This window comes from Mesorhizobium sp. M7A.F.Ca.US.008.03.1.1, assembly GCF_003997495.1.
In the GTDB taxonomy this organism is placed as follows: domain Bacteria; phylum Pseudomonadota; class Alphaproteobacteria; order Rhizobiales; family Rhizobiaceae; genus Mesorhizobium.
Window position 1 is genome coordinate 39,638 of sequence record NZ_RZRU01000002.1, and the last position, 22,226, is coordinate 61,863.

The following is a 22,226-nucleotide window of genomic DNA, read 5'->3' on the forward strand; positions in this document are numbered from 1 at the left end:
CTGAAATAGGGCGGGCTTGGAATTCACACCTTTTGCGTCGCCGCAAGAATGCGTGATCCCCTGTCCTATGGAGGTACTACCGGTCATCGGCCGGAAAGGAAACCGTTGGCAGGCGGAACCCTGCCGCGTCCTTGTGTTGACAAGCCTGACTGAAGCTTGATCATGCCCGGACGTCAGCTGTGTCTGGAGGGGTGTTATGGCAATGCGCGCGGCTCGTGGTCTTTCGATTCTGATTCTCCTGTTTTTTGCCTGGGCCAATGTCCTGGCCTGGAGCAGCGTCGCGCAAGCGGCCGAGGCCCGGCGAATCGCGACAACTGACAATTCCGATTATTTCGGCTTTGATCTCAGGTCCGACCAGAATGTGACAATCGACCAGTGCAAGACGACTTGCCTGGGAGACCCGGCCTGCCGCGCCTTCACCTACAACAAAAAAGCCAAATGGTGCTTCCTCAAATCCGACTACAACCAGTTGAAAACCTTCAACGGCGCGGTCGCGGGCAAGGTCGTCAACATCGATGGCGATCCTGATATCGGCGCGCCGCCGGAACTCGCCTTCTTCCCCAACTGGATGTCCGATCAGGCCCAGCAATACCGCAACAAGCTGCTCGGCCCGGCCTATGACAGGCCGACCGAAGGCATGGCTGCCTTGCTGAACGCCGCCGAACAGGCCGTACTGACCGGCGACCACCGCTCGGCCATGCTGAAATACGAGGCCGCGGTCTCGGTGCTGCCCGATGACGGCCAGCTCTGGCTCAACCTGGCGCGTGAAACGCTGGCCGTGCAGCCCGCCGCCAGCACGTCCGAAGCTTCCACTTTGCCGACGAACGGCACTTCGGCCGCATTCAACGCCTATAAATTACTGCGCACCACCAAGACGCGCGCGGAAGTGCTGGCGCTGCTCGGCAACGGCCTCGACAAGCGAGATCTCTACCGGCCGGCGCTGCAGGCCTATGAGGCCAGCCTTGCCCTGAATCCTTCGCCGGCGGTCCAGGCCGACTATGCCGATCTGAAGGCGCGCAAGGGTTTCCGCGTTATCGACCACACCATCGACGCCGACACCAGCGCGCCGCGCATCTGCGCGCAATTCTCCGAGGATCTGGTCAAGACCGGCGTCGACTACGCGCAATTCGTCACCGTCGACAATGCACCGCCCAAGGGCGTCGAGGCCAAGGACAAGCAGATCTGCGTCGAAGGGCTGGAGCACGGCCAGCATTACGACGTCACCTTCCGCGCCGGCCTGCCGGCGGCAATCGGCGAAGTGACCGCGGCACCCGTGGTGCTGTCGATCTATGTGCAGGACCGCGCACCGTCCGCCCGCTTCACCGGTGACAGCTTCGTGCTGCCGGCCGGAGCGCGCCGTGGCATTCCGGTCGTTACCGTCAACATGAACGCCGCCGAGATGAAGCTCTACCGCATCGGCGATCGTTCGCTGGCCCAGCTTCTGTCGGGCTACCAGTTCCTGCACCAGCTCGACGGCTATGATATTTCCAACATTTCCGAGCAGATGGGCGCGCCGGTCTGGCAAGGCCAGCTCGACATCGCCAATGATCTCAACAAGGAGGTCACCACTTCCTTCCCGGTCGACGAGGCGGTGCCGCAGCGCAAGCCCGGCGTCTACGTGCTGACCGCCCAGGCCGTCAACGACAAGAGCGACGACTACAATTCGATGGCCACGCAATGGTTCGTCGTCTCCGACATCGGCCTGTCGACCTATACCGGCCAGGACGGGTTGAATGTCTTTGCCCGTTCGCTGGGCAGCGCCAAGCCGATCGCCGGCGCCGAACTGACGCTGGTTGCCAGGAACAATGAGGTTCTCGGCACGGCGACGTCGGATGCCGACGGCCATGCCGTCTTCAACCCCGGCCTGACGCGCGGCGACGGCGGCATGGTGCCGGCCGTGCTGATGGCCAAGCAGGGCGACAATGACTTCGTCTTCCTCGACATGGGCCGGGCCGGCTTCGACCTGTCCGACCGCGGCGTCACCGGGCGCGCGGCGCCTGGTGCGCTCGACGTCTATGCCTGGACCGAACGCGGCATCTACCGCGCCGGCGAGGATGTTCATGTCGCGGCACTTGCTCGCGACGGCGCCGCCAAGGCGGTCGAGAACCTGCCATTGACCTTCATCTTCTCGCGCCCCGACGGCGTCGAGGACCGCCGCATCGTCAGCGACGGCGCCTCCGCCGGCGGCCATGCCGTCGACCTGCCGCTCGCACCCAACGCCATGCGCGGCACCTGGTCGGTGTCGATCTACACCGATCCCAAGCAGCCGGCGGTGGCCAGCCAGATGTTCCTGGTCGAGGATTTCGTACCGGATCGCATCGAATTCGACATGAAGGCCGACAAGCAGGAGATCGCCCAGGGCGAAACCGCCAACATCGACATTGACGGCCGCTTCCTCTATGGCGCGCCGGCGGCGGGCTTGGCGCTGGAAGGCGAGCTGACGCTGTCGACGTCGCGCGACTGGGACCGTTTCCAGGGCTTTTCCTTCGGCCTCGCCGACGAGCAGTCGGCCGAACCCACGGTCACCCCCCTCGCCGATCTGCCGGTGGTCGGCGATGACGGCAAGGTGACCTTCCCGGTCTCCGTCGACCAACTGCCCTCGACCACCAAGCTGGTCGACGCCAAGGTGACCGTCAGGATGCGCGAAACCGGTGGCCGCGCCATCGAGCGTTCGCTCAACATCGGCATCCGCCCGCAGGGCCACATGATCGGCATCCGTCCGGATTTCGCCGACAATGAAGTGCCGCAGGGCGGCACCGCCAAGTTCAGCCTGATCGCCGTCGATCCCGACGGCAAGCGGGAGGCGCTGAAAGGCGCGCAATGGACCCTGGTCAAGGTCGAACGCAATTACCAGTGGTACCGCTCCAACAATTCCTGGAACTACGAGCCGGTCACCTTCACCAAGTCGATCGCCAACGGCCAGGTCGACCTCAACGCCGACGGCGACGCAACGGTCTCCGTGCCTGTCGACTGGGGCCAGTACCGCCTCGAGGTCGAGACATCGGATCCCGAGGGACCGGCGACCAGCTACGAGTTCGATGCCGGTTGGTATGTCTCCTCGACCACCACAGAAACGCCTGACGGTCTCGAGATCGCCCTCGACAAGGACAATTATGCCGCCGGCGAAGTGGCCAAGCTGAAAGTCTCGCCGCACTTTGCCGGCGAACTTCTCATCAACATCGGTTCCGACAAGCTGTTGAAGACCGTCACGGCGTTCGTGCCAGCCGGCGGCAGCACCGTCGACATTCCGGTCGGCGACGACTGGGGCGCCGGCGCCTATGTCACGGCCACTCTGTTTAGGCCGGGCGATGCGCAGGAATCACGTATGCCGGCGCGCGCCATCGGCGTGAAATGGCTGAAGGTCGATCCGGGCTCGAAGAAGCTCGCCATCACCCTGACGCCGCCGGACAAGACGATGCCGCGCCAACAGCTGTCGATCCCGGTTTCGGTCGCCGGCGTGCAGCCGGGCAGCAACGCCTATGTCATGGTTGCCGCCGTCGATGTCGGCATCCTCAACCTGACCAACTACAAGGCGCCGGATCCGGAGAACTGGTTCTTCGGCCAGCGCATGCTGGGCATGGAAATCCGCGACATCTACGGTCGCCTGATCGACGGCTCGCTTGGCAACACCGGCAAGCTCAGGACGGGTGGCGACGGCGCCAACATGCAGGCGCAAGGCAGTCCGCCCACCGAAAAGCTGGTCGCCTTCTTCTCCGGCATCGTCGAACTCGATGCCGACGGCAAGGCGCGGGTCGACTTCGACATCCCGCAATTCAACGGCACCGTGCGCGTCATGGCTGTCGCCTGGACCAAGGATGCGGTCGGCCATGCCCAGTCCGATGTCATCGTGCGCGATCCCGTGGTGATCACCGCCGGCCTGCCGCGCTTCCTGGCTCCTGGTGACGCCGCCGTCATGCGCCTCGATGTCGCCGACACCGACGGCCCCGCCGGCGACTATGCGCTGTCGATCGAAACGACGGGCGACCTGTCGACCGGCGACAAGCCCCTGCCCCAGAAGCTGACGCTCGCCCAGGGCAAGCGCCAGACGCTGACTGTCCCGCTGATCGCTCAGACGGCCGGCAATGCCTCGCTCACCATCAAGCTCGCCCATGCCGACGGCACCAAGGTCGAGCAGACGCTCTATGTGCCGGTGCGCCCGGCGCAATTGCCGGTCACCACCCGCCTGGTGGTCGACCTCAAGGGCAATGGCGGCGCACTGCGCGTCGACAAGGAACTGCTGGCGGCAAGCCTGCTCGATGGCGCTTCCGTAAGCGTCGGTGTTTCGCAGGCCGCCGCCTTCGACGTACCGTCGCTGCTGATGACGCTCGACCGCTACCCCTATGGTTGCGCCGAGCAGACCACCAGCCGCGCCATGCCGCTTCTCTACGTCAACGAGTTGGCATCCGGCATCGGCATGGCCAGCGATCCTGACATCCATGGCCGCATCCAGGACGCCATCTACAAGGTTCTGAGCTATCAGGCCTCGGCCGGCAGCTTCGGCCTGTGGGGTCCGGGCTCCGGCGATCTGTGGCTCGATGCCTATGTCACCGACTTCCTGACCAGGGCGCGCGAGCAGAAATACGACGTGCCGAGCCTGGCCATGAACCAGGCGCTGAGCAATTTGCAGAACTCGCTCGGCTACGACCAAAGCGTACAGGACCGTGGCAGCGAGATCGCCTACGCCCTCTACGTTTTGGCCCGCAACAAGAAGGCCTCGATCGGCGACCTGCGCTACTACGCGGACACCCAGCTCGAAGCTTTCTCGAGCCCGATGGCCGTTGCCCAGTTGGCGGCGAGCCTGGCACTCTACGGCGATACGCCGCGTGCGGAATCGACGTTCAAGACCGCCCTGCAACTCGCCAAGTCGACCACCGACTATGACTACTACCGCTCCGACTACGGCTCGCGGCTGCGTGACGGCGCGGCAATGCTGGCGCTGGCGGCGGAATCCAAGCCGGTGCCGACGATCGTGCCGGAGCTGATCAAGCTGGTGACCAGGGAACGCGCCGAAGCCCGCTGGACCAGCACCCAGGACGAATCCTGGATGCTGCTGGCGGCACGCGCGCTGAAGGAAGGCAATGATACGATCACGCTGACGGTCAATGGCACTCCGCATTCCGGCGGCTATTCCAACCAGGTCGACGGTTCTGACCTGGTCGACAGCCCGCTGACCATAGCCAACACCGGCAAGACCCCGCTGCAGGCCGTCGTCACCACGGTGGCGTCGCCGGTCCAGCCCTTGCCGGCCGGCGGCGACGGCTTCACCATCAGCCGCACCTACTACAAGCTCGACGGCACCGAAGCCAATGTCACCGAGGCGACGCAGAACGAACGCTATGTCGTCGTGCTCAAGGTCAACGAGCAGAACACATGGCCGTCGCGCCTGCTGGTCACCGACCTGTTGCCGGCCGGCTTCGAGATCGACAATCCCGGCCTGGTCTCCAGCGCCCAGTTGACGAACTTCTCGTGGCTGGCGCAGACCGATGCGGCCCATCTCGAATTCCGCGACGACCGTTTCGTCGCGGCATTCAACCCGGCCGACGGCGACCACGACCACAATTTGACACTCGCCTATGTCGTGCGCGCGGTGACGCCCGGCACCTACGCGCACCCGGCGGCAACGGTGGAGGACATGTACCGGCCGCAATATTCGGCCCGCACCGCCACCGGCATGATGGAGATCAAGGCGCCGTAAGGCGCTGATGGTGACGATCATGAACAAGACGATGGCGCTTACGACAGCCCCCTTCTCCCCGTCACTATACGGGGAGGTGAGGCGTGGTCCGCGCAGCGAACGAAAAACCAATTGCTTGGCTTTTCGAACGACGAACGCCCGAAGGGCCGTCGTGGCGGCAGCCGGATGAGGGGCAGCGCCATGCTCTCCAAAAAATTCCTGCGCCGGACAGCCATCACGGGCGTCTCTCTCGCTGGCGTTGCGGTGATCTCCGCAGCCGCCCTCTGGCAACTCGACCGCGCCTTCCCGCCTCCGCTTCCGGCCGAACTCACGGTCTCCACCGAAGTTCAGGACCGCGACGGCCAGTTGTTGCGTGCCTTCGCCACGCCGGACGGCTACTGGCGGCTGGAGACCCGTCTCGACCAGGTCGACAAGCAGTTCGTCGACATGCTGGTCACCTACGAAGACAAACGTTTCTGGGACCATGAGGGTGTCGACGTGCTGGCGCTGGCGCGCGCCGCCGGCCAGTTCGCCACATCAGGCCACATCGTCTCCGGCGGCTCGACCCTGTCGATGCAGCTCGCCCGGCTGATCGAACCGCGCGAGAGCCGCAGCCTCGGCTCCAAGATCAAGCAGATGCTGCGCGCCATACAGATCGAACGGCGGCTGTCCAAACGCGAAATCCTCGAACGCTACCTGACGCTGGCGCCCTATGGCGGCAATCTGGAAGGCGTGCGCGCCGCCTCGCTCGCCTATTTCGGCAAGGAACCGAAGCGGCTCACCGTTTCCGAATCCGCCCTTCTCGTCGCTCTGCCGCAACTGCCGGAAAAGCGCCGGCCGGATCGCAACCTGAAGATCGCCCACGCTGCCCGCGACCGGGTGCTGACCCGCATGGTCTCCTCCGGCCTGCTCGGCGAGCGCGAGGCCGCACGTGCCGCCCTCGATGATGTGGCGGGCCTGCGCCGCACGCTGCCGGCGCTCGCCGCGCACGCCGCCTATGCGATGCTGCCCAAGGCCGTCCCCGGTCAGCCCTTGCAACTGACGATCCGCAAGAGCGTCCAGGAAGGGCTGGAACAGGTGGCGAGGGACGCTGCCACCAAGCTTGGGCCCCGCCTGTCGGTCGCCATGGTGCTGGCCGACTCCCGCACCGGCGACATTCTTGGTGAAGTCGGCTCGGCCAATTTCTTTGACGCCAGCCGCTCCGGCTGGATCGACATGACCAGGATCGTCCGCTCGCCCGGCTCGACGCTGAAGCCGTTCATCTACGGTCTTGCCTTCGAACAGGGACTGGTGGCGCAAGAAACGCTGATCGACGACAGCCCCGTCGATTTCTCCGGCTACCGGCCGAAGAATTTCGACATGGGCTATCAGGGCGATGTCAGCATCCGGCAAGCGCTGCAACTGTCGCTCAACGTGCCGGCAATCCGTGTGCTCGACGCGGTCGGACCAACGCGGCTGATGGCGCGCTTCCGCCAGGCAGGGGTAAATCCCATACTGCCGGTCAACGAAGCGCCGGGCCTGGCCATCGGCCTTGGCGGTGTCGGCGTGACGCTGCGCGACCTCGTCCAGCTCTACACAGGGCTCGCCAATGGCGGCAAGACGCACACGCTGCATGACGGCACCGAGCCGGCCAATGCCGAGCGCGCCAGCGCCACCATCCTCGACGGTCAGGCCAACTGGCAGATCATCGACATACTGTCGGGCGTCAAGCCGCCCGAGGGTGCCTTACAGCGCGGCATCGCCTACAAGACCGGCACCTCCTATGGCTACCGCGACGCGTGGTCGGTCGGCTTCGACGGTCGCTATGTGCTGGGTGTCTGGGTCGGCCGCCCCGACGCCGGCGCGGTGCCGGGTCTGTCCGGCTATGTCTCGGCCGCTCCCATCCTGTTCGAGGGTTTTGTCCGCTCGGGCCTGGCCACCGTCCCATTGCCGGGCAAGCCGCCCGGCGTGTTCAGCCCCAGGCGCGAGGACCTGCCGGTAACGCTCGCCCGCTTTGGCGCCGGGTCGGACGGCCTGGTGCAGGCGACGGTGACCGAACCCGCGCCGACCATCATCTTCCCGCCCGACGGCGCCCGGGTCGATCTCGGCACCAATTCGGTCGACGCCTCGCCGCTGGTGCTGAAGCTGCAAGGCGGCCGCGCGCCCTTCCGCTGGCTGGCCAACGGCAAGCCGCTGGTCGGCATCGATCGTCGCCGCACCGCGACCTGGCAACCTGACGGCGCCGGCTATTCGACGCTGACCGTGATCGACGCCGCTGGGCGTGCGGCGAGTGTGAAGGTGTTCGTCGAATAGATCGCTGCAAACGATTCATAGGCTTAGCTTTCCAAGGCCAGAGAATAGCAGGACACTTGCCCATGCCGGTTCCAAGGCGCCCCCCTCTGGCCTGCCGGGCATCTCCCCCTCAAGGGGGGAGATTGGGAGCATTGGCGTCCTGCTCCACCATCGACAATTGGCGAAAGCGGCAAGGACATCCGATCTCCCCCCTTGAGGGGGAGATGGCCGGCAGGCCAGAGGGGGGCGCCTCGCGAAGTCCTCGATTGTCGGCAGCCTCGGCGCTGGCTGCGGCAGCGCTCGTTTTGGCAATCACCCTCCCCACCTTCGCCGATGCCCTGCCCGCCAGCTTCGTCCGGCTCGCCGATGTCGACCCCTCGATCCGCCAGGACATCCGCTACGCCGGATCGGACAATTTTCTGCATCGCAAGGTAAACGGCTATGACGCGCCGGTGTGCATCCTCACCGAGCAGGCGGCAAAGGCACTCTCCGAGGTCCAGAAGGCGATCGCGGCCAAAGGCCTGACCCTGGTGGTGTTCGATTGCTACCGCCCTGCCCGCGCCGTCGCCGACATGGGCGAGTGGACGCGTGGGGGCGGCCTGCCCGATCCGCAATGGTATCCGAAGGTCAGGCGCAGCGAGCTGATCGCCAAGAGCTATGTCGGAGAACTATCGACCCATTCACGTGGTTCGACCGTCGACGTCGCCATCGCCCGAACGGACCGCAGGTCCAGCCCGAACCCAGCCTGTGGCGCGGTCAATGCCGACACGCTCGATTTCGGTACCGGCTTCGACTGCTTCGATCCGATGAGCGAAACCGGCCACCGCGGCCTCGCCAGCGAAGCAGCGGCAAACCGCAAGATGCTCGTCGATACCATGCGTGTTGCCGGCTTCAGGAACTATGCGCGGGAATGGTGGCACTTCACGCTGACAAACGAACCGTTCGCCAGGCAGCGTTTCGACTTCCCCATTACCGCCGATTGAGGCACCGGACCAAATACCACCCTTGCCTCGGTACCGCCCATTGCTAGATAGGCTGAGTGGCTGGCAGGGATTCTTCCTTTGGGCGCAAGAGGAAAATATTTCTCCAAACAACGAAACGGCGTCGGATATTTTCTCCAGAGGGGCAAAAAAGGCAAGATTGAATGCATCTAATTTCTACCAATTCGGTAGATTTGGCGCGGGTTCAACGGAGGCAGAAATGACCAAACCTCATTTCAGGAAACTGCTCGGCGCACTGGTCGCCACGTCTGTCCAGTTCGGCACGCTCGGTTTCGCGTTTGCCGATACCACCATTCTCAACGTGTCCTACGATCCGACACGCGAGCTCTACAAGGCCTATGATGAAGCTTTCGTCGCCCACTGGAAGGCCGAGACCGGCGAGACGGTCACCGTCCAGCAATCGCATGGCGGATCGGGCGCCCAGGCCCGCGCGGTGATCGATGGCCTCGACGCCGACGTGGTGACGCTGGCACTCGAAGGCGACATCAACGCCATCGTCTCGAAATCGAAGAAGATCAATCCGGACTGGCGCACCAAATTCGAAAACAATTCAGCGCCTTACACCTCGACCATCATCTTCCTTGTGCGCAAGGGCAATCCCAAGGGCATCCACGACTGGAGCGACCTCGTCAAGGACGGCGTCCAGGTGATCACGCCCAACCCCAAGACCTCCGGCGGCGCACGCTGGAACTATCTCGCCGCATGGGCTTACGCCAACGCTAATGACGGCGGCGACGAGGCCAAGAACAAGGAATTCGTCGGCAAGCTCTACGCCAATGCCCCCGTGCTCGACACGGGTGCGCGCGGCTCGACCGTGACCTTCGCGCAAAAGGGCATCGGCGATGTGCTGATCGGCTGGGAAAACGATGCCTATCTGGCACTCGACGAATTCGGTGCCGACAATTTCGACATTGTCTACCCGCCGACATCGATCCTGGCCGAGCCGCCGGTGGCGATTGTCGACGCCAATGTCGATGCCAAAGGCACGCGCAAGGTCGCCGAAGCCTATCTGGGCTGGCTCTATTCCAAGGAAGCGCAGACGATCATCGCCAAGAACCACTATCGTCCGGCCAAGCCCGAACTCGTGGCTCCGGCGGATCTGCCCAAAACACCTGAAATCAAGCTGATCTCCATCGACGATCCGCTTTTTGGCGGCTGGAAGAAGGCACAGCCTTATCATTTCGGCGATGGTGGTATATTCGACCAGATCTACAAGCCGGCCCAGTGAGCTAAATCTAGATCAGGACGATATGACCACAGCACCCGCGCAGGCGGGGTGGCGGTTCAGACAGCCGAGTGTCATTCCGGGTTTCGGATTGACGCTCGGCTTCTCGCTTGCCTACCTCACCCTCATCATCCTCATCCCACTGTCGGGACTGATCTGGCGCTCGGCCGCCCTTGGCTGGCCCGAGTTCTGGGCGATCGCAACCGACCGCCGCACCATCAATGCGCTTGAGATCAGCTTCGGCACCGCCTTCATCGCGGCTGGCGTCAACGTCGTCTTCGGCACGCTCGTCGCGTGGGTGCTGGTGCGCTACCGCTTTCCCGGCCGCCGCATCGTCGATGCCATGGTCGACCTGCCCTTCGCGCTGCCGACGGCGGTGGCTGGCATCGCGCTGACCACGCTCTATGCGCCGAACGGCTGGATCGGTAAATTGCTGATGCCGCTCGGCATCAAGGTCGCCTATACGCCGCTCGGCATCATCATCGCGCTGATCTTCATCGGCCTGCCTTTCGTCGTGCGCACCGTGCAGCCGATCATGGAGGAGATCGACAAGGAGGTGGAGGAGGCCGCCGCCACGCTTGGCGCCAGCCGCTTCCAGATCATCACCCGCATCCTGTTTCCGGGCCTGGCGCCGGCCATCATCACCGGCTTTTCGCTGGCCTTCGCGCGCGGCGTCGGCGAATACGGCTCGGTCATCTTCATCGCCGGCAATTTGCCCTACAAATCCGAGATCGCGCCGCTTCTGATCGTCATCCGGCTTGAGGAGTACAATTATCCGGCGGCGACCGCGATCGCGGCGATCATGCTGTTCTTGTCGTTCCTGATGCTTTTGATCGTCAATCTCGCACAATCATGGAGCCGCAAGCGCTATGGCTGATCCCGAGATCAAATCCTACGCACCGCATCACGAGAGCCGTTCGGCGGCGGTCACCGAAAGCCGGCCGGCGCAGGCCGTCCTGATGGCAATAGTCTTCGCTTTCCTTGGCATCTTCCTGCTCCTGCCGCTGATCATCGTCTTCCACGAAGCACTGGCAAAAGGCGTCAGTGCCTATACGCAATCGCTGAGTGACGCCGACACGCGCTCGGCGATCCGGCTGACGCTGCTGGTGGCGGCGATCTCGGTGCCGCTCAACATCGTCTTCGGCATCTCCGCCGCCTGGGCGATCGCCAAGTTCGAGTTCAAGGGCAAGGCCTTCCTGACCACGCTGATCGACCTGCCTTTCTCGGTCTCGCCGGTCATATCGGGCCTCGTCTATGTGCTTTTGTTCGGCGCCCAGGGGCTGCTCGGCGGCTGGCTGAAAGCGCATGGCATCGTCATCCTGTTTGCCGTGCCGGGCATCGTGCTGGCCACCGTCTTCGTCACCTTCCCCTTCGTCGCCCGCGAGTTGATCCCGCTGATGCAGGAGCAAGGCAATGGCGACGAGGAGGCAGCACTTTCGCTTGGCGCCAATGGCTGGCAGACTTTCTGGTACGTGACCTTGCCCAACGTCAAATGGGGGCTGCTCTACGGCGTGCTCCTGTGCAATGCGCGTGCCATGGGCGAGTTCGGCGCGGTCTCGGTGGTGTCGGGCCACATACGCGGCCTGACCAACACCATGCCGCTGCATGTCGAAATCCTCTATAACGAATACAACGCCGTCGGCGCCTTCGCCGTCGCTTCATTGCTTGCGGGCCTGGCGCTCGTCACGCTGGTCTTGAAAACACTTCTCGAGATGCGCTACGGCGCCGAGATCGCCGCGACACGCGGACACTGACAGAGGGATTTGCATGGAAGTTCGCGTTGCCAACGTGCGCAAGGAGTTCGACCGGTTTCCGGCCCTCCACGACGTGTCGCTCGATATCAAGTCGGGCGAGCTGATCGCGTTGCTGGGGCCGTCCGGCTCCGGCAAGACGACGCTGCTCAGGCTCATTGCCGGACTGGAGCGGCCGACGCGCGGAAATATCTTCTTCGGCGACGAGGACGCCTCGCACAAGTCGATCCAGGATCGCAACGTCGGCTTTGTCTTCCAGCACTATGCGCTGTTCCGGCACATGACGGTGGCCGACAATATCGGCTTCGGCCTGAAGGTCCGGCACGGGCCGTCGCGCCCGCCGGCGCATGAGATCCGCCGCCGCGCCTCCGAGCTTCTCGACCTTGTCCAGCTTTCCGGGCTGGAGAAGCGCTATCCGGCGCAGCTTTCCGGCGGCCAGCGGCAGCGCGTGGCGCTGGCGCGCGCCATGGCCATCGAACCTAAGGTGCTGCTGCTCGACGAACCGTTCGGCGCGCTTGACGCGCAGGTGCGCCGGGAATTGCGCCGCTGGCTGCGCGAAATCCATGACGCCACCGGCCACACCACCGTCTTCGTCACCCACGATCAGGAAGAGGCGCTGGAGCTTGCCGACCGTGTCGTGGTGATGAGCCAGGGCCGCATCGAACAGGTCGGCACTGCCGACGATATTTACGACACGCCGAACTCGCCCTTCGTCTACGGCTTCATCGGTGAATCGAGCTCGCTTCCCGTCAAGGTCGAGAATGGCGAGATCTGGCTCGCCGACCGTCCGATCGGGATTGCCGCGCCCAACGAGCCCTCGGGCGACGCGACGCTCTACTTCCGCCCGCATGATGTCGAACTGCTGGACGGCTGCAGCGGCTGTATCGCCGGCACGGTCGCTGCCAGCCGCCGCGTCGCCGGCACGCGCCGGGTCGAGCTTGAGATCGGTGGTGAGCGCCAGCGGGTCGAAATCGAACTGCCGGTCGATCACCCCGCGGCCCAGAAAAGCCGGGTGGCGTTCCGCCCCGGACGCTGGAAGCTTTTTCCGGCGGCTTGATCCTCTGGTCGAGGGCTACGCCAGCCAGTTCTCGACCTTCAGGCCCTTGATCCGGTTGAACTCTCCCGCGTTGGCGGTCACCAGCGTGGTGCCCAATGCATAGGCGTGAGCGGCAATAAAAAGATCATTGTGGCCAATGGTCTGGCCCGCGGCTTCAAGCTCGGCACGAAGTGCGCCGTATTCGACATCCACCGGCACATCGAGCGGCAAAACAGGAATCTCGGCCAGCAGTTCCTCGACTTTCTTCAGCAGCCTTGCCGATCCCTTCCTGGCGCAGCCGTATCGCAATTCCGAGGCGACCACGATGCTGGTGCACACGGCATCATCTCCCTCGTGCATCATTGCATTTGCGGCCTTGCCGGCCGGGTTTCGGATCATGTCGCTGATAATGTTCGTATCCAGCATGAACCGCATCAGAAAATGTCCTCGGATTTGACCGGCGTGTCATCGATCTCGGGGAAGTCGTCTTCGGGCCCAAGCGGCTGATCTTTCGCCCATTGGGCGAGCAGCGCGGTAAGGCCAGGTTTGCGAACCGGCTCGATGACAAGACGATCGCCTTCCCGGCTGATCAGGACTTTTTCGCCGGGAAGCTCGAACTCGACGGGAATGCGCACCGCCTGGCTGCGGTTGTTGCGAAACAGCTTCGCCTCCTTGGGCGGCGTTGTTGAACGACGGTTCTGGGGCATGGTCGCAGCTCTTTTGTATATGCCTTTTGTATATGCCATGCAGCACCCCAAAACAAGGCACAGAAAAACTCCAACAAAGGTAGCCATCTTCTGGAACAAATTCCAACAACAGCCAAGTTATGCGATATATTTTCCCACGACGAGGCCGCGAACCTACGGCGCATGCCTCGTCGCACACCACGCACCCCGGCTATGGTCCGACCATAAACGCATTGCATCGGAGCCTGTTTCATGAAACGATTTTTCCTCGGGCTTGCCACCGTCGCCGGCCTGTTCCTTGCACCGTCCCAAGCCTGGTCGGCGGACAAACTGCTCAACGCGTCCTATGATGTCGGCCGCGAGCTGTTCGTGCAGGTCAACAAGGCTTTCATCGCTCAGCATCCGGGCGTCACCGTCGACCAGTCGCATGCCGGCACTTCGGCGCAGGCGCGCGCCATCGCCGAAGGCCTTGGCGCCGACGTTGTTACTTTCAACCAGGTCATCGACATCGACTTCCTGGTCAAGAAGGGCCTCGTCTCGGCCGACTGGCAGAAGGATTTCCCCGACAACGCCTCGCCGTTCTATTCTCTGCCTTCGTTCCTTGTCCGAGCGGGCAACCCCAAGCACATCAAGGACTGGAACGATCTCGTGCGCGACGACGTGCAGGTGATCTTCCCCAACCCGAAAACCTCCGGCAATGCGCGCTACACCTATCTGGCGGCCACCGCCTACGCCAAGGAAGCCTTCAAGGGCGACGACGCCAAGGTGAAAGAGTTCATCACCAAGCTGTTCAACAACGTGCCGATCTTCGATACCGGCGGCCGCGCCGCGACCACCACCTTCGTGCAGCGCGAGATCGGTGATGTGCTGATCACCTTCGAGTCCGAGACGCGCGGCATCCGCAAGGAGTATGGCGACGACAAGTTCGAGCAGGTCACGCCGACGGTCAGCCTGCTGGCCGAATTCCCGATCGCGATCGTCGACAAGGTTGCCGACGAGCACGGCACACGCGATCTGGCCAAGACCTATCTCGACTTCCTCTACACGCCGGAGGGCCAGGACATCGCCGCCCGCAACGGCCTCAGAGCCCGCGACGCCGCTGTTGCGGCGAAATACAAGGCCGATTTCCCCGATATCCGGCTGCTGACGGTGGAAGACGTTTTCGGCGGCTGGGACAAAGTGCAGAAAGAGCATTTCGCCGCCGGCGGCCTGCTCGACCAGACCTACGGCAGCCGTTGAAGGCAGCGATATCTCGGAGCAGACGGGAAAGCCGGCGCCCTGCCGGCTTTTTTCGTTTTTGAACGCCGAAAACCTGGTTGTCAGCGGAATATCCGCGTTCTCAGTGCAAAGCGTTACAAAGAATCAACGCGTTTGTGCCTAACGTGCAATTTGGTGGCTGTTTCGCGAAACATCATCGCGTGGCGAGAACGTCATTATTTGCACACAAACAGTCGCCAGATGCGGGTGGTTGGGGCTTTTATGGGTTGATCTGGGCATGCTGACAAAAAAAGGCAAATACGGCCTCAAGGCCCTCGTGCATTTGTCTGGCCTCCCGGCCGGCCAATTGGCCTTCGTCAATGACATCGCTGTAGCCAACAACATCCCGAAGAAATTCCTCGATGCCATCCTGGGCGAGTTGCGCAACGCCGGCTTCGTCCAGAGCCGCAAGGGCAAGGAAGGCGGCTACCGCCTCGCCCGGCCGGCTTCCGAAATCAAGATCGGCCATGTCGTGCGCGTGCTTGACGGGCCGCTGGCGCCGATCCCTTGCGCCAGCCGCACGCAGTATCAACGCTGCGAGGATTGCGACGAGGCCACCTGCCAGGTCCGCCACATGATGCTGGAGGTGCGGCAGGCAATCGCCGAGGTGCTCGACAATCGCAGCCTCGCCGCCATGCGCGACGCCGACAATGACGATTTTCCGGTCGAGCTGACGTCGCAGATCTAGACCCCGATTGCTGCGCCGCGTTGGCTATCACAACCTTGCACGGCCCAAGCCGACGCAGTAAAGCGGGGTTCGAAGAACGGGCTGGACCGATGAGGCTGTGGTGGTTAGCAAAATCCCGCAAGGCCGCCCGCAAGCTGCCATCGGCAGCCAGTTTCCGCACTGAAATCATCGCCGACGTCTTCGTTCCGGAACGGGCGGAGGACGTGCGCTTCTTCAGCCGCAAGCTGGTTCACCCCGGCCGGCTTCGCCGCTTTTCCAACAAGGATCTCCGCGAAGGCCTGCTGTCCGTCTTCTATCTCCTGGTGGCAGCGGCACTGCCGGTGCGCTGGTGGGCGCCGATCTGCGGCCGCATATCAAGGTTTCGCCTCAAGCGCCATATGCGCAAGGAATTCCCGGCCTACGCTGCCGCCACACGCGCGGTGCTTGGGGAGGGTATCGATGCACGCAAGCTGTTCGAGGGATTGCTGGCGGCGCGCCACCGCCGCCGCTTGCAGCTCGCCGCACATCTGGTGGCCGGCCGCTGGTCGCCGACGATCCGGCTGGAGGGGCTGGAGGGGCTGCGGTCGGCCTTGCAGCGCGGCCACGGCGCCATCCTCTGGTGCGATCAGTTCACCGCCCAGACCATCATCGGCAAGCGCGCCTTGTACGAGGCCGGCATCGAAGCGCATCAGGTGAGCGTCAACACCCACGGTATTTCCGAATCGGCGTTTGGCTTGCGTTTCCTCAACCCGCCGCTGATCAATGTCGAAAACCGGTTCCTGAAAAGCCGGGTCGTCTTTGATCGCGACGACGCCTATCAGGTCACCATCCGCATCCAGAAAATCCTGAAGCAGAATGGCGTGGTGGCGATGACCAACACCGTCCATGCCGGCACGACCTTCACCGAGGCAGCCATGGGCGAAAGCGGCTGGACGCATCTCGCCTCGGCGCCGGCGAATTTTGCCGCCAGGGGCAGAACCGCCCTGTTTGCCATGTCGACCTTCGAAGTGGTTCCCTTCATCGAATACAGGGCCGTGCTCAGCCCCGAACTGACGCCGGAGGCATCTGTCACCCCGGCAACGGACATGGCCAGGGATGGCGCCAAGAACATGACTGTGCAGGCGCACTACATCCTGCTCAAGCGCGACCGCCTGCTGGAAGCGCTGAGGCTCTACCCCGAGCAGATGCTGACGTGGTCCCGCCGGCAGCGGCTGACCGAGGCCCAGGACAGCACCGGCATCGGAATGGATGAAGGCTCATGACCGGGATATCAGGCGGACCGCGGCAGCGACGATCTCACCGACCGGGCGTGTGGCATCGAGTGTCAAGGCGCGCTCTTCCGCAGCCGGCGGCTCGAGGATGGCGAACTGGCTGTCGACCAGGCTCGCCGGCATGAAGTGGCCCTTGCGGTTGCCGACGCGCTGCATGGCCGTGGCTGGGTCGATCTCCAGATAGAGGAAGACGATCCCTGGGCAGAAGCCGCTCAGCCGGTCGCGGTAGCGGCGCTTCAGAGCCGAACAGGCGGCAACCACCCCTTGTCCCTGCCCCACCGACGCCGCGACGCGTTCGCCGATCGCGTTGAGCCAGCCTTCGCGCAGTTGATCGGTGAGCGGCTCGCCGCTTGCCATGCGTGCGACGTTTTCCGGCGGGTGCAGCCTGTCGCCCTCGATAAAGGCAACGCCCAGAGCGGCGGCAAGCCCAATACCCACCGCCGACTTGCCGCAGCCGGCGACGCCCATCACCACGATGGCCGGCACCGAGCCGGCGGCGCTCGTCGGCGCCTGTGCTGCCGCTTCGTCCACTGTCAGCGGCTTGCCGGCGCGCGGCCGTAGAGCAGCAGCATGGCGACGATGACCACACCATAGATGATCTGCCGCCCCGCCTCCGGCATCTGCATGACCGACAGGATGGATTGCAGCAGCGTGATGAGGATGACACCGGCGACAGTGCCGAGATAGGAGCCGCGCCCGCCCAGGATCGAGGTGCCGCCAAGCACCACCGCGGCGATCGACGGCAGCAGATAAGCGTCGCCCATCGACTGGGCGGCCTTGGAGGCATAGCCAGCCAGAAGCACGCCGCCGAAAGCGGAAAGCCCGCCTGAAACTGCGAAGGCGATCATCACCACCCGGCGCGTGTCGATGCCGGAGAGATAAGCGGCGCGCTCACGATTGCCTATGCCGTAGACGCAGCGGCCGAAGCTGGTGCGGGTCAGCACGAAGACCATCGCGGCTCCGATCAGCGCCCAGATGACCACGGCATTGGGCACGCCCGGAATGGTAAAGCCGGTCGCCACATAGCGCATCGCCACGGTTGCCGAATCCTGCGGCGAGAACCCGCCGGTGTAGACCACCATCAGCCCTTGCGCGACGGCGTTGGTGGCAAGCGTGATGATCATCGACGGAATTCTGAGGTAGGCGACACCGAAGCCGTTGACGATACCGATCAGCACCCCGCAGAAAATGCCGAACGGAATGGCCAGCGCCACGCCGAGCGGACCATAGGCGGCCGCCGCGCAGGCCATCATGGCCCCTACGGCCACCGACCACGGCACCGACAGGTCGATCTGGCCGAGCAGGATGACTAGCATCATGCCGGTGGCGATGACGCCGAGGAATGAAGCCACCTTGAGCTGCTGCAGAAGATATTCAGGCGACAGGAAGCTTCTGGAATAGAGGCTGCCCAGGAAAAGCAAAAGTACGATGCAGGCGAAGGCCGTCAGCACCGCCGGATCGGCGCGGCGGATGAATCTGGGCATGCGGCCGGCAATGCCGCCAAGGGTCGTTTCGCTCACAGGAACCACTCCAGCCGGTTGCGGACCCGAAACAGGGCGAAGGCGCCGAGGCTGACGGCGACCAGCAGGATAACGCCCTGGAACAATGGCTGCCAGAGCGGATCGAAATCGAACACGAACAACAGGTCGCCGATCGTACGGAAGGCCAGCGCGCCGAAGATCGCGCCGATGGCGCTGCCCTTGCCGCCGAACAGCGAGACGCCGCCGAGCACGACCGCGGCAATCGAGAACAGCGTGTAGGCGTTGCCGCTGGCATAGGCCGCGTCACCGGTATAGGTGAAGAATGTCAGGAACAGCCCGCCGATCGCGGCGAGCAGCCCCGCAAGCGCGTAGGCGGCGAACTTGCCACGCCGGATCGGCACGCCGGACATGTAGGCTGCCATCTCCGAGGAACCGGCCGCATAAGCCGCGCGGCCAAGCACCGAACGGCTGAACGGCACCCAGACGACCAGCACCACGGCCAGCAGCACCACCAGGCTCGCCGGCACCACGCCGAACACCCGCCCGGTCAGCGCGTCGGCAAGGTCCTCGTTGACCGAACCGCCTGGAAAGGGTCGCAGCAGCAGCGCGATGCCGAAATAGACAGCACCCGTTGCGATGGTGGCGACAATCGGCTGCAGGCGTCCATAGATGACGATGGCACCGTTGATAGCCCCGCACAGCAGTCCTGTGCCAAGCACCGCAACGACCCCGAACGCGGTTTCGACGCCGGTACCGATGACCAGCCACGAAGCCAGGCAATTGGTCAGCGTGAAGATCATGCCGACGGAAAGGTCGATGCCGGCGGTGATCACCACCAGCGTCTGGGCCATCGCCACAAAGGCGAGCAGCACGCCCTTGTTCGAGGCCGTCTGCACGACGTTGGCGGTGAAGCCGGCCGGATGGTTCGAGGTGTAGATGACGAACATGACGATGAAGATGCCGAACGCCAGCAGCGTTCCGCGCTGTTCGGCCAGCCAGTAGCGCCAATCTTTCACGCGTCCGCTCCCAGGCCCACCGGGCTCTCCTCGCCATGGATGTTGAGCGCGCTTGATATCAGCGCCCGCTCGGTGATCTCTGCGCCGACCAGCTCGCGCTTGACCGCCCCGTCATAGAGCACCAGAACCCGGTCGCAGCAGCCGATCAGTTCGTCATAGTCGGTCGAATAGAACAGGATCGCCGCGCCCGTGTCGGCGAGCTTGCGCATCAGTTGGTAGAGCTCCTGCTTGGTGCCGACATCGATGCCGCGCGTCGGATCGTTGAGCAGGATGATGCGCGGCTGCCGCATCAGCCATTTGGCGATGACCACTTTCTGCTGGTTGCCGCCCGACAGCGCGCCGACCGGAATGTCGAGGCCTGCCGTCTTGATCGCCAGCAGACCGACCATGTCGTCGATAAGCCGCTGCTCGGCGGCGCGGTCGATGATGCCGGCTTTCGACAGCCGGTCCAGCGCGGCGAAGGAAAGGTTTTCGCGCACCGTCATCGGCAGCATCAGTCCTTCGGTCTTGCGGTCCTCCGGGATGAGCGCCATGCCGATGTGGTCATCGCGCGCGGCGGATGGACTGGCGATCGCCGCCGGCTTGCCGTCGATCAAGATCTGGCCAGACAGGCCGCGCAGCACACCGAAGAAGGCGAGCAGCAATTCGCGTTGGCCCTGGCCGTCGAGGCCACCAAGGCCGACCACTTCACCTGCCCTGACGGTCAGTGAGATGTCGTGCAGCCGGTCGGCCCATGAGAGCTTGCGGGCCTCGAGCCTGGGGGCTGCGGTGGCAGGCACGGCCGCCGGCTTGGGCGGAAAGATATGGCTGTATTCGCGGCCGATCATCAGTTCGACCACCTCATTGTCGCTCTTCGAGCCGGCTGGATAGCTGGCGACATTGCGGCCGTTGCGAAACACCGTGCAGTGGTCGGCAAGCTCGGCGATCTCGTTCATGCGGTGCGAGATGTAAAGCAGCGCCAGCCCTTCCGAGCGCAAGCGCTTGAGCACGCTGAAGATCTTGGCGACGTCGGTCGCGGTCAGTGCCGAGGTCGCTTCGTCAAGGATCAGGATGCGCGGCTTCCTGGCCAGCGCCTTGGCGATCTCGACCATTTGGCGGCGCGACAATGGCAGGTCCTTGACCAGCGCCAGCGGGTGGATATCGGCGGCGCCCGCCCGTGCCAACGCCTCCTCGGCGATGCGGCGCTGCGCCTTGCGGTCGATCATGCCGAAACGCTTCGGCGGATCGGAAATGACAATGTTGTCGGCAACGCTGAGTTCGGGGACCAGCGACAGTTCCTGGAAGATGCAGACGATACCGGCCTTGTTCGCAGCGCCTGGCGAGGCGAACGTCACCTCGCCTCCATCCAGCGTCATGCGCCCTTCGTCGGGCGCGACAACACCCGCCATGACCTTGATCAGCGTCGATTTGCCGGCGCCGTTTTCGCCGAGAATGGCGTGAATGCTGCCTGATGAGACCGAAAGCTCGGCCTTCTCCAACGCCCGCACACCACCATAGCGCTTGGATATGCCTTCCATCCGGAAGAGCGGAACCATACCGTCCATCGGCCCTCCCGAGGCACTTTGACGACCAGGGTATCGAGTGGCCGGCGCCGCGGGAGATCCCGCGGCGCCGTATATGCTGCCTATTGGTCCGCCTTGGTCTGGCCCATGATTTCCTGCGCCGTGAAATTGATGCCGCAGGTCGGGAAGGAGTTGCCGACGAAGAAATTATCGGACTGGTCGGGGAAGAAGTCCTGACCGGCCTTGAAGTTCGGATCCTCGACAATCGCCAGCGGCAGCTTGACGGCTTGCGGAACGACATTGCCTTCGAGTGCGGCAATCGCCGTCTTGATGGCAACCGCCACCTGGGCCGGACCGGTACCAGCCGAAGAGCATTTCAGCCCGTCCGCAGCGTGAGCGGCGCAGAACTTGCGGAAGCCATTCTCGGTCTCGCCGCCGAACGGCACGAATGGATGCTTGGCATCGATCATCGCCTGCACGATGCCGGTATCGCCGCCCTGCCCGGTGACGCCGTCGAAGGGGCCGTTGGTGGCGATGGCGTCGGCTGAAGCCTTTTGCGCCACGCCGTCATCCCATTTGCCAACCACTTCGGTGACCTCCCACTTCTTGCCGGAAGCGTCGAGAGCCTCATGGATGCCGTTGTGGCGGTCGGTATCGACCGAGGTGCCGGCAACGCCGCGCACTTCGAGCACCTTGCCGCCATTCGGCACATGGCCGACCAGCCATTTGCCCCATAGCTCGCCAAGACCCTTCTGGTCGACGTTGACGTTGATGGCGTCCTTGGTGTCGAGAATGTTGTCGAAGGCAACCAGAATGACACCGGCTTCCTTGGCGCGCTTGATGACCGGCCCGAAAGCGGTCGGGTTCTGCGCGTTGACGACGATCGCGTCATAGCCCGAATCAATGAAGTTGTTGATCGCCGAAATCTGCGCCGGCACGTCTTCGCCGGTCGAGACGACCTTGAATTCCTTCAGCTTCGCGGCGACGTCCTTCTGTGCCGCATAGGCCTTCGCCGTCTGCACCATCTGGATGCGCCAGGTGTTGGCGATGTAGCCGTTGGCGAGCGCGATCCGATATGGACCGTCTTTCTTGGGGAACTTGAAGAATTGGGTGTCAGCGGCCCATGGCGCGAAGCAGTCCGGCTCGGCGGACGGTCCCTTGACGATTTCGGGGTCGGCGATCGCCGACGAGCTCAACATGACAAATGCAGTGGCGGCAACGACGCCACCAATGAGTGACTTGATCATCGATATTCCTCCCAGTTGCAGTTCTGATTGTTGTTGGCTGCTGTGACGTCTCGCGCGTCAGATCCGGAACCTCCCGCCTAACTCTGCCGCGCCTTTCGGTGGCTGAATGTCGCCCCGATCCCCTCCCTTGCTCCCCGGTAA

Annotated in this window: 17 protein-coding genes; 10 read left to right on the forward strand and 7 right to left on the reverse strand. The window is 63.8% G+C overall.

All coding sequences use genetic code 11. The annotated features are described in order from the left end of the window. Positions 1-196 precede the first annotated feature (196 nt). The 7 genes from EOA16_RS03005 (at position 197) to EOA16_RS03035 (ending at position 12,979) form a co-directional block, all read left to right on the forward strand. On the forward strand, positions 197-5,695 hold the full coding sequence (locus EOA16_RS03005) for an alpha-2-macroglobulin family protein (protein ID WP_127255399.1): 5,499 nt from the start codon (positions 197-199) through the stop codon (positions 5,693-5,695). 180 nt (positions 5,696-5,875) lie between these two features. Continuing rightward, the gene (gene pbpC / locus EOA16_RS03010; RefSeq protein ID WP_245455839.1) at positions 5,876-7,966 is read left to right on the forward strand and encodes a penicillin-binding protein 1C; all 2,091 of its coding nucleotides are present in this window, start codon (positions 5,876-5,878) and stop codon (positions 7,964-7,966) included. 245 nt (positions 7,967-8,211) lie between these two features. Next, the gene (locus EOA16_RS03015; RefSeq protein WP_245455840.1) at positions 8,212-8,928 is read left to right on the forward strand and encodes a M15 family metallopeptidase; all 717 of its coding nucleotides are present in this window, start codon (positions 8,212-8,214) and stop codon (positions 8,926-8,928) included. Positions 8,929-9,145: 217 nt separating this feature from the next. After that, positions 9,146-10,174 (forward strand): sulfate ABC transporter substrate-binding protein, encoded by a 1,029-nt coding sequence (locus tag EOA16_RS03020; RefSeq protein WP_127255403.1) that lies wholly within the window; start codon positions 9,146-9,148, stop codon positions 10,172-10,174. A gap of 22 nt (positions 10,175-10,196) precedes the next feature. Continuing rightward, positions 10,197-11,048, forward strand: coding sequence for a sulfate ABC transporter permease subunit CysT (cysT, locus tag EOA16_RS03025; RefSeq protein WP_127255405.1), 852 nt, complete (start codon positions 10,197-10,199; stop codon positions 11,046-11,048). Then, on the forward strand, positions 11,041-11,925 hold the full coding sequence (gene cysW, locus EOA16_RS03030) for a sulfate ABC transporter permease subunit CysW (protein WP_127255407.1): 885 nt from the start codon (positions 11,041-11,043) through the stop codon (positions 11,923-11,925). The genes cysT and cysW overlap by 8 nt, the downstream gene beginning before the upstream one ends. Before the next feature lie 13 nt (positions 11,926-11,938). Next, entirely contained in the window at positions 11,939-12,979 is a 1,041-nt protein-coding gene (locus EOA16_RS03035; RefSeq protein ID WP_127255409.1) for a sulfate/molybdate ABC transporter ATP-binding protein, read from the forward strand. A 15-nt stretch (positions 12,980-12,994) separates the two neighbouring features. Here EOA16_RS03035 and EOA16_RS03040 read toward each other — a convergent pair whose 3' ends face one another. Both EOA16_RS03040 and EOA16_RS03045 read right to left on the reverse strand, forming a co-directional pair. Further along, positions 12,995-13,393: a type II toxin-antitoxin system VapC family toxin gene (locus tag EOA16_RS03040; protein ID WP_127255411.1), complete on the reverse strand. Its 399-nt coding sequence runs from the start codon at positions 13,391-13,393 to the stop codon at positions 12,995-12,997. Continuing rightward, positions 13,393-13,665 (reverse strand): antitoxin, encoded by a 273-nt coding sequence (locus EOA16_RS03045; protein ID WP_127256198.1) that lies wholly within the window; start codon positions 13,663-13,665, stop codon positions 13,393-13,395. The genes EOA16_RS03040 and EOA16_RS03045 overlap by 1 nt, the downstream gene beginning before the upstream one ends. A gap of 231 nt (positions 13,666-13,896) precedes the next feature. Here EOA16_RS03045 and EOA16_RS03050 point away from each other — a divergent pair, with 231 nt between their 5' ends. The 3 genes from EOA16_RS03050 (at position 13,897) to EOA16_RS03060 (ending at position 16,830) form a co-directional block, all read left to right on the forward strand. After that, positions 13,897-14,883: a sulfate ABC transporter substrate-binding protein gene (locus EOA16_RS03050; protein ID WP_127255413.1), complete on the forward strand. Its 987-nt coding sequence runs from the start codon at positions 13,897-13,899 to the stop codon at positions 14,881-14,883. A 256-nt stretch (positions 14,884-15,139) separates the two neighbouring features. After that, positions 15,140-15,589 carry an Rrf2 family transcriptional regulator gene (locus EOA16_RS03055; protein WP_013530871.1) on the forward strand — a complete coding sequence of 150 codons (450 nt, stop codon included), beginning with the start codon at positions 15,140-15,142 and terminating at the stop codon, positions 15,587-15,589. 89 nt (positions 15,590-15,678) lie between these two features. After that, positions 15,679-16,830, forward strand: a complete 1,152-nt coding sequence (locus tag EOA16_RS03060; RefSeq protein WP_127255415.1) for a hypothetical protein — start codon at positions 15,679-15,681, stop codon at positions 16,828-16,830. Here EOA16_RS03060 and EOA16_RS03065 read toward each other — a convergent pair. The 5 genes from EOA16_RS03065 to EOA16_RS03085 form a co-directional block, all read right to left on the reverse strand. Beyond that, on the reverse strand, positions 16,825-17,370 hold the full coding sequence (locus EOA16_RS03065) for a gluconokinase (protein ID WP_127255417.1): 546 nt from the start codon (positions 17,368-17,370) through the stop codon (positions 16,825-16,827). The genes EOA16_RS03060 and EOA16_RS03065 overlap by 6 nt on opposite strands. A gap of 2 nt (positions 17,371-17,372) precedes the next feature. Then, positions 17,373-18,359 (reverse strand): ABC transporter permease, encoded by a 987-nt coding sequence (locus EOA16_RS03070; protein ID WP_127255419.1) that lies wholly within the window; start codon positions 18,357-18,359, stop codon positions 17,373-17,375. Further along, positions 18,356-19,336, reverse strand: coding sequence for an ABC transporter permease (locus tag EOA16_RS03075; RefSeq protein WP_127255421.1), 981 nt, complete (start codon positions 19,334-19,336; stop codon positions 18,356-18,358). Before EOA16_RS03075 ends, EOA16_RS03070 begins: the two co-directional genes overlap by 4 nt. Then, positions 19,333-20,880, reverse strand: coding sequence for a sugar ABC transporter ATP-binding protein (locus tag EOA16_RS03080; RefSeq protein WP_127255423.1), 1,548 nt, complete (start codon positions 20,878-20,880; stop codon positions 19,333-19,335). Before EOA16_RS03080 ends, EOA16_RS03075 begins: the two co-directional genes overlap by 4 nt. An 80-nt stretch (positions 20,881-20,960) precedes the next feature. Then, positions 20,961-22,085, reverse strand: a complete 1,125-nt coding sequence (locus EOA16_RS03085) for a sugar ABC transporter substrate-binding protein (protein ID WP_127255425.1) — start codon at positions 22,083-22,085, stop codon at positions 20,961-20,963. Between the last annotated feature and the right edge of the window lie 141 nt (positions 22,086-22,226).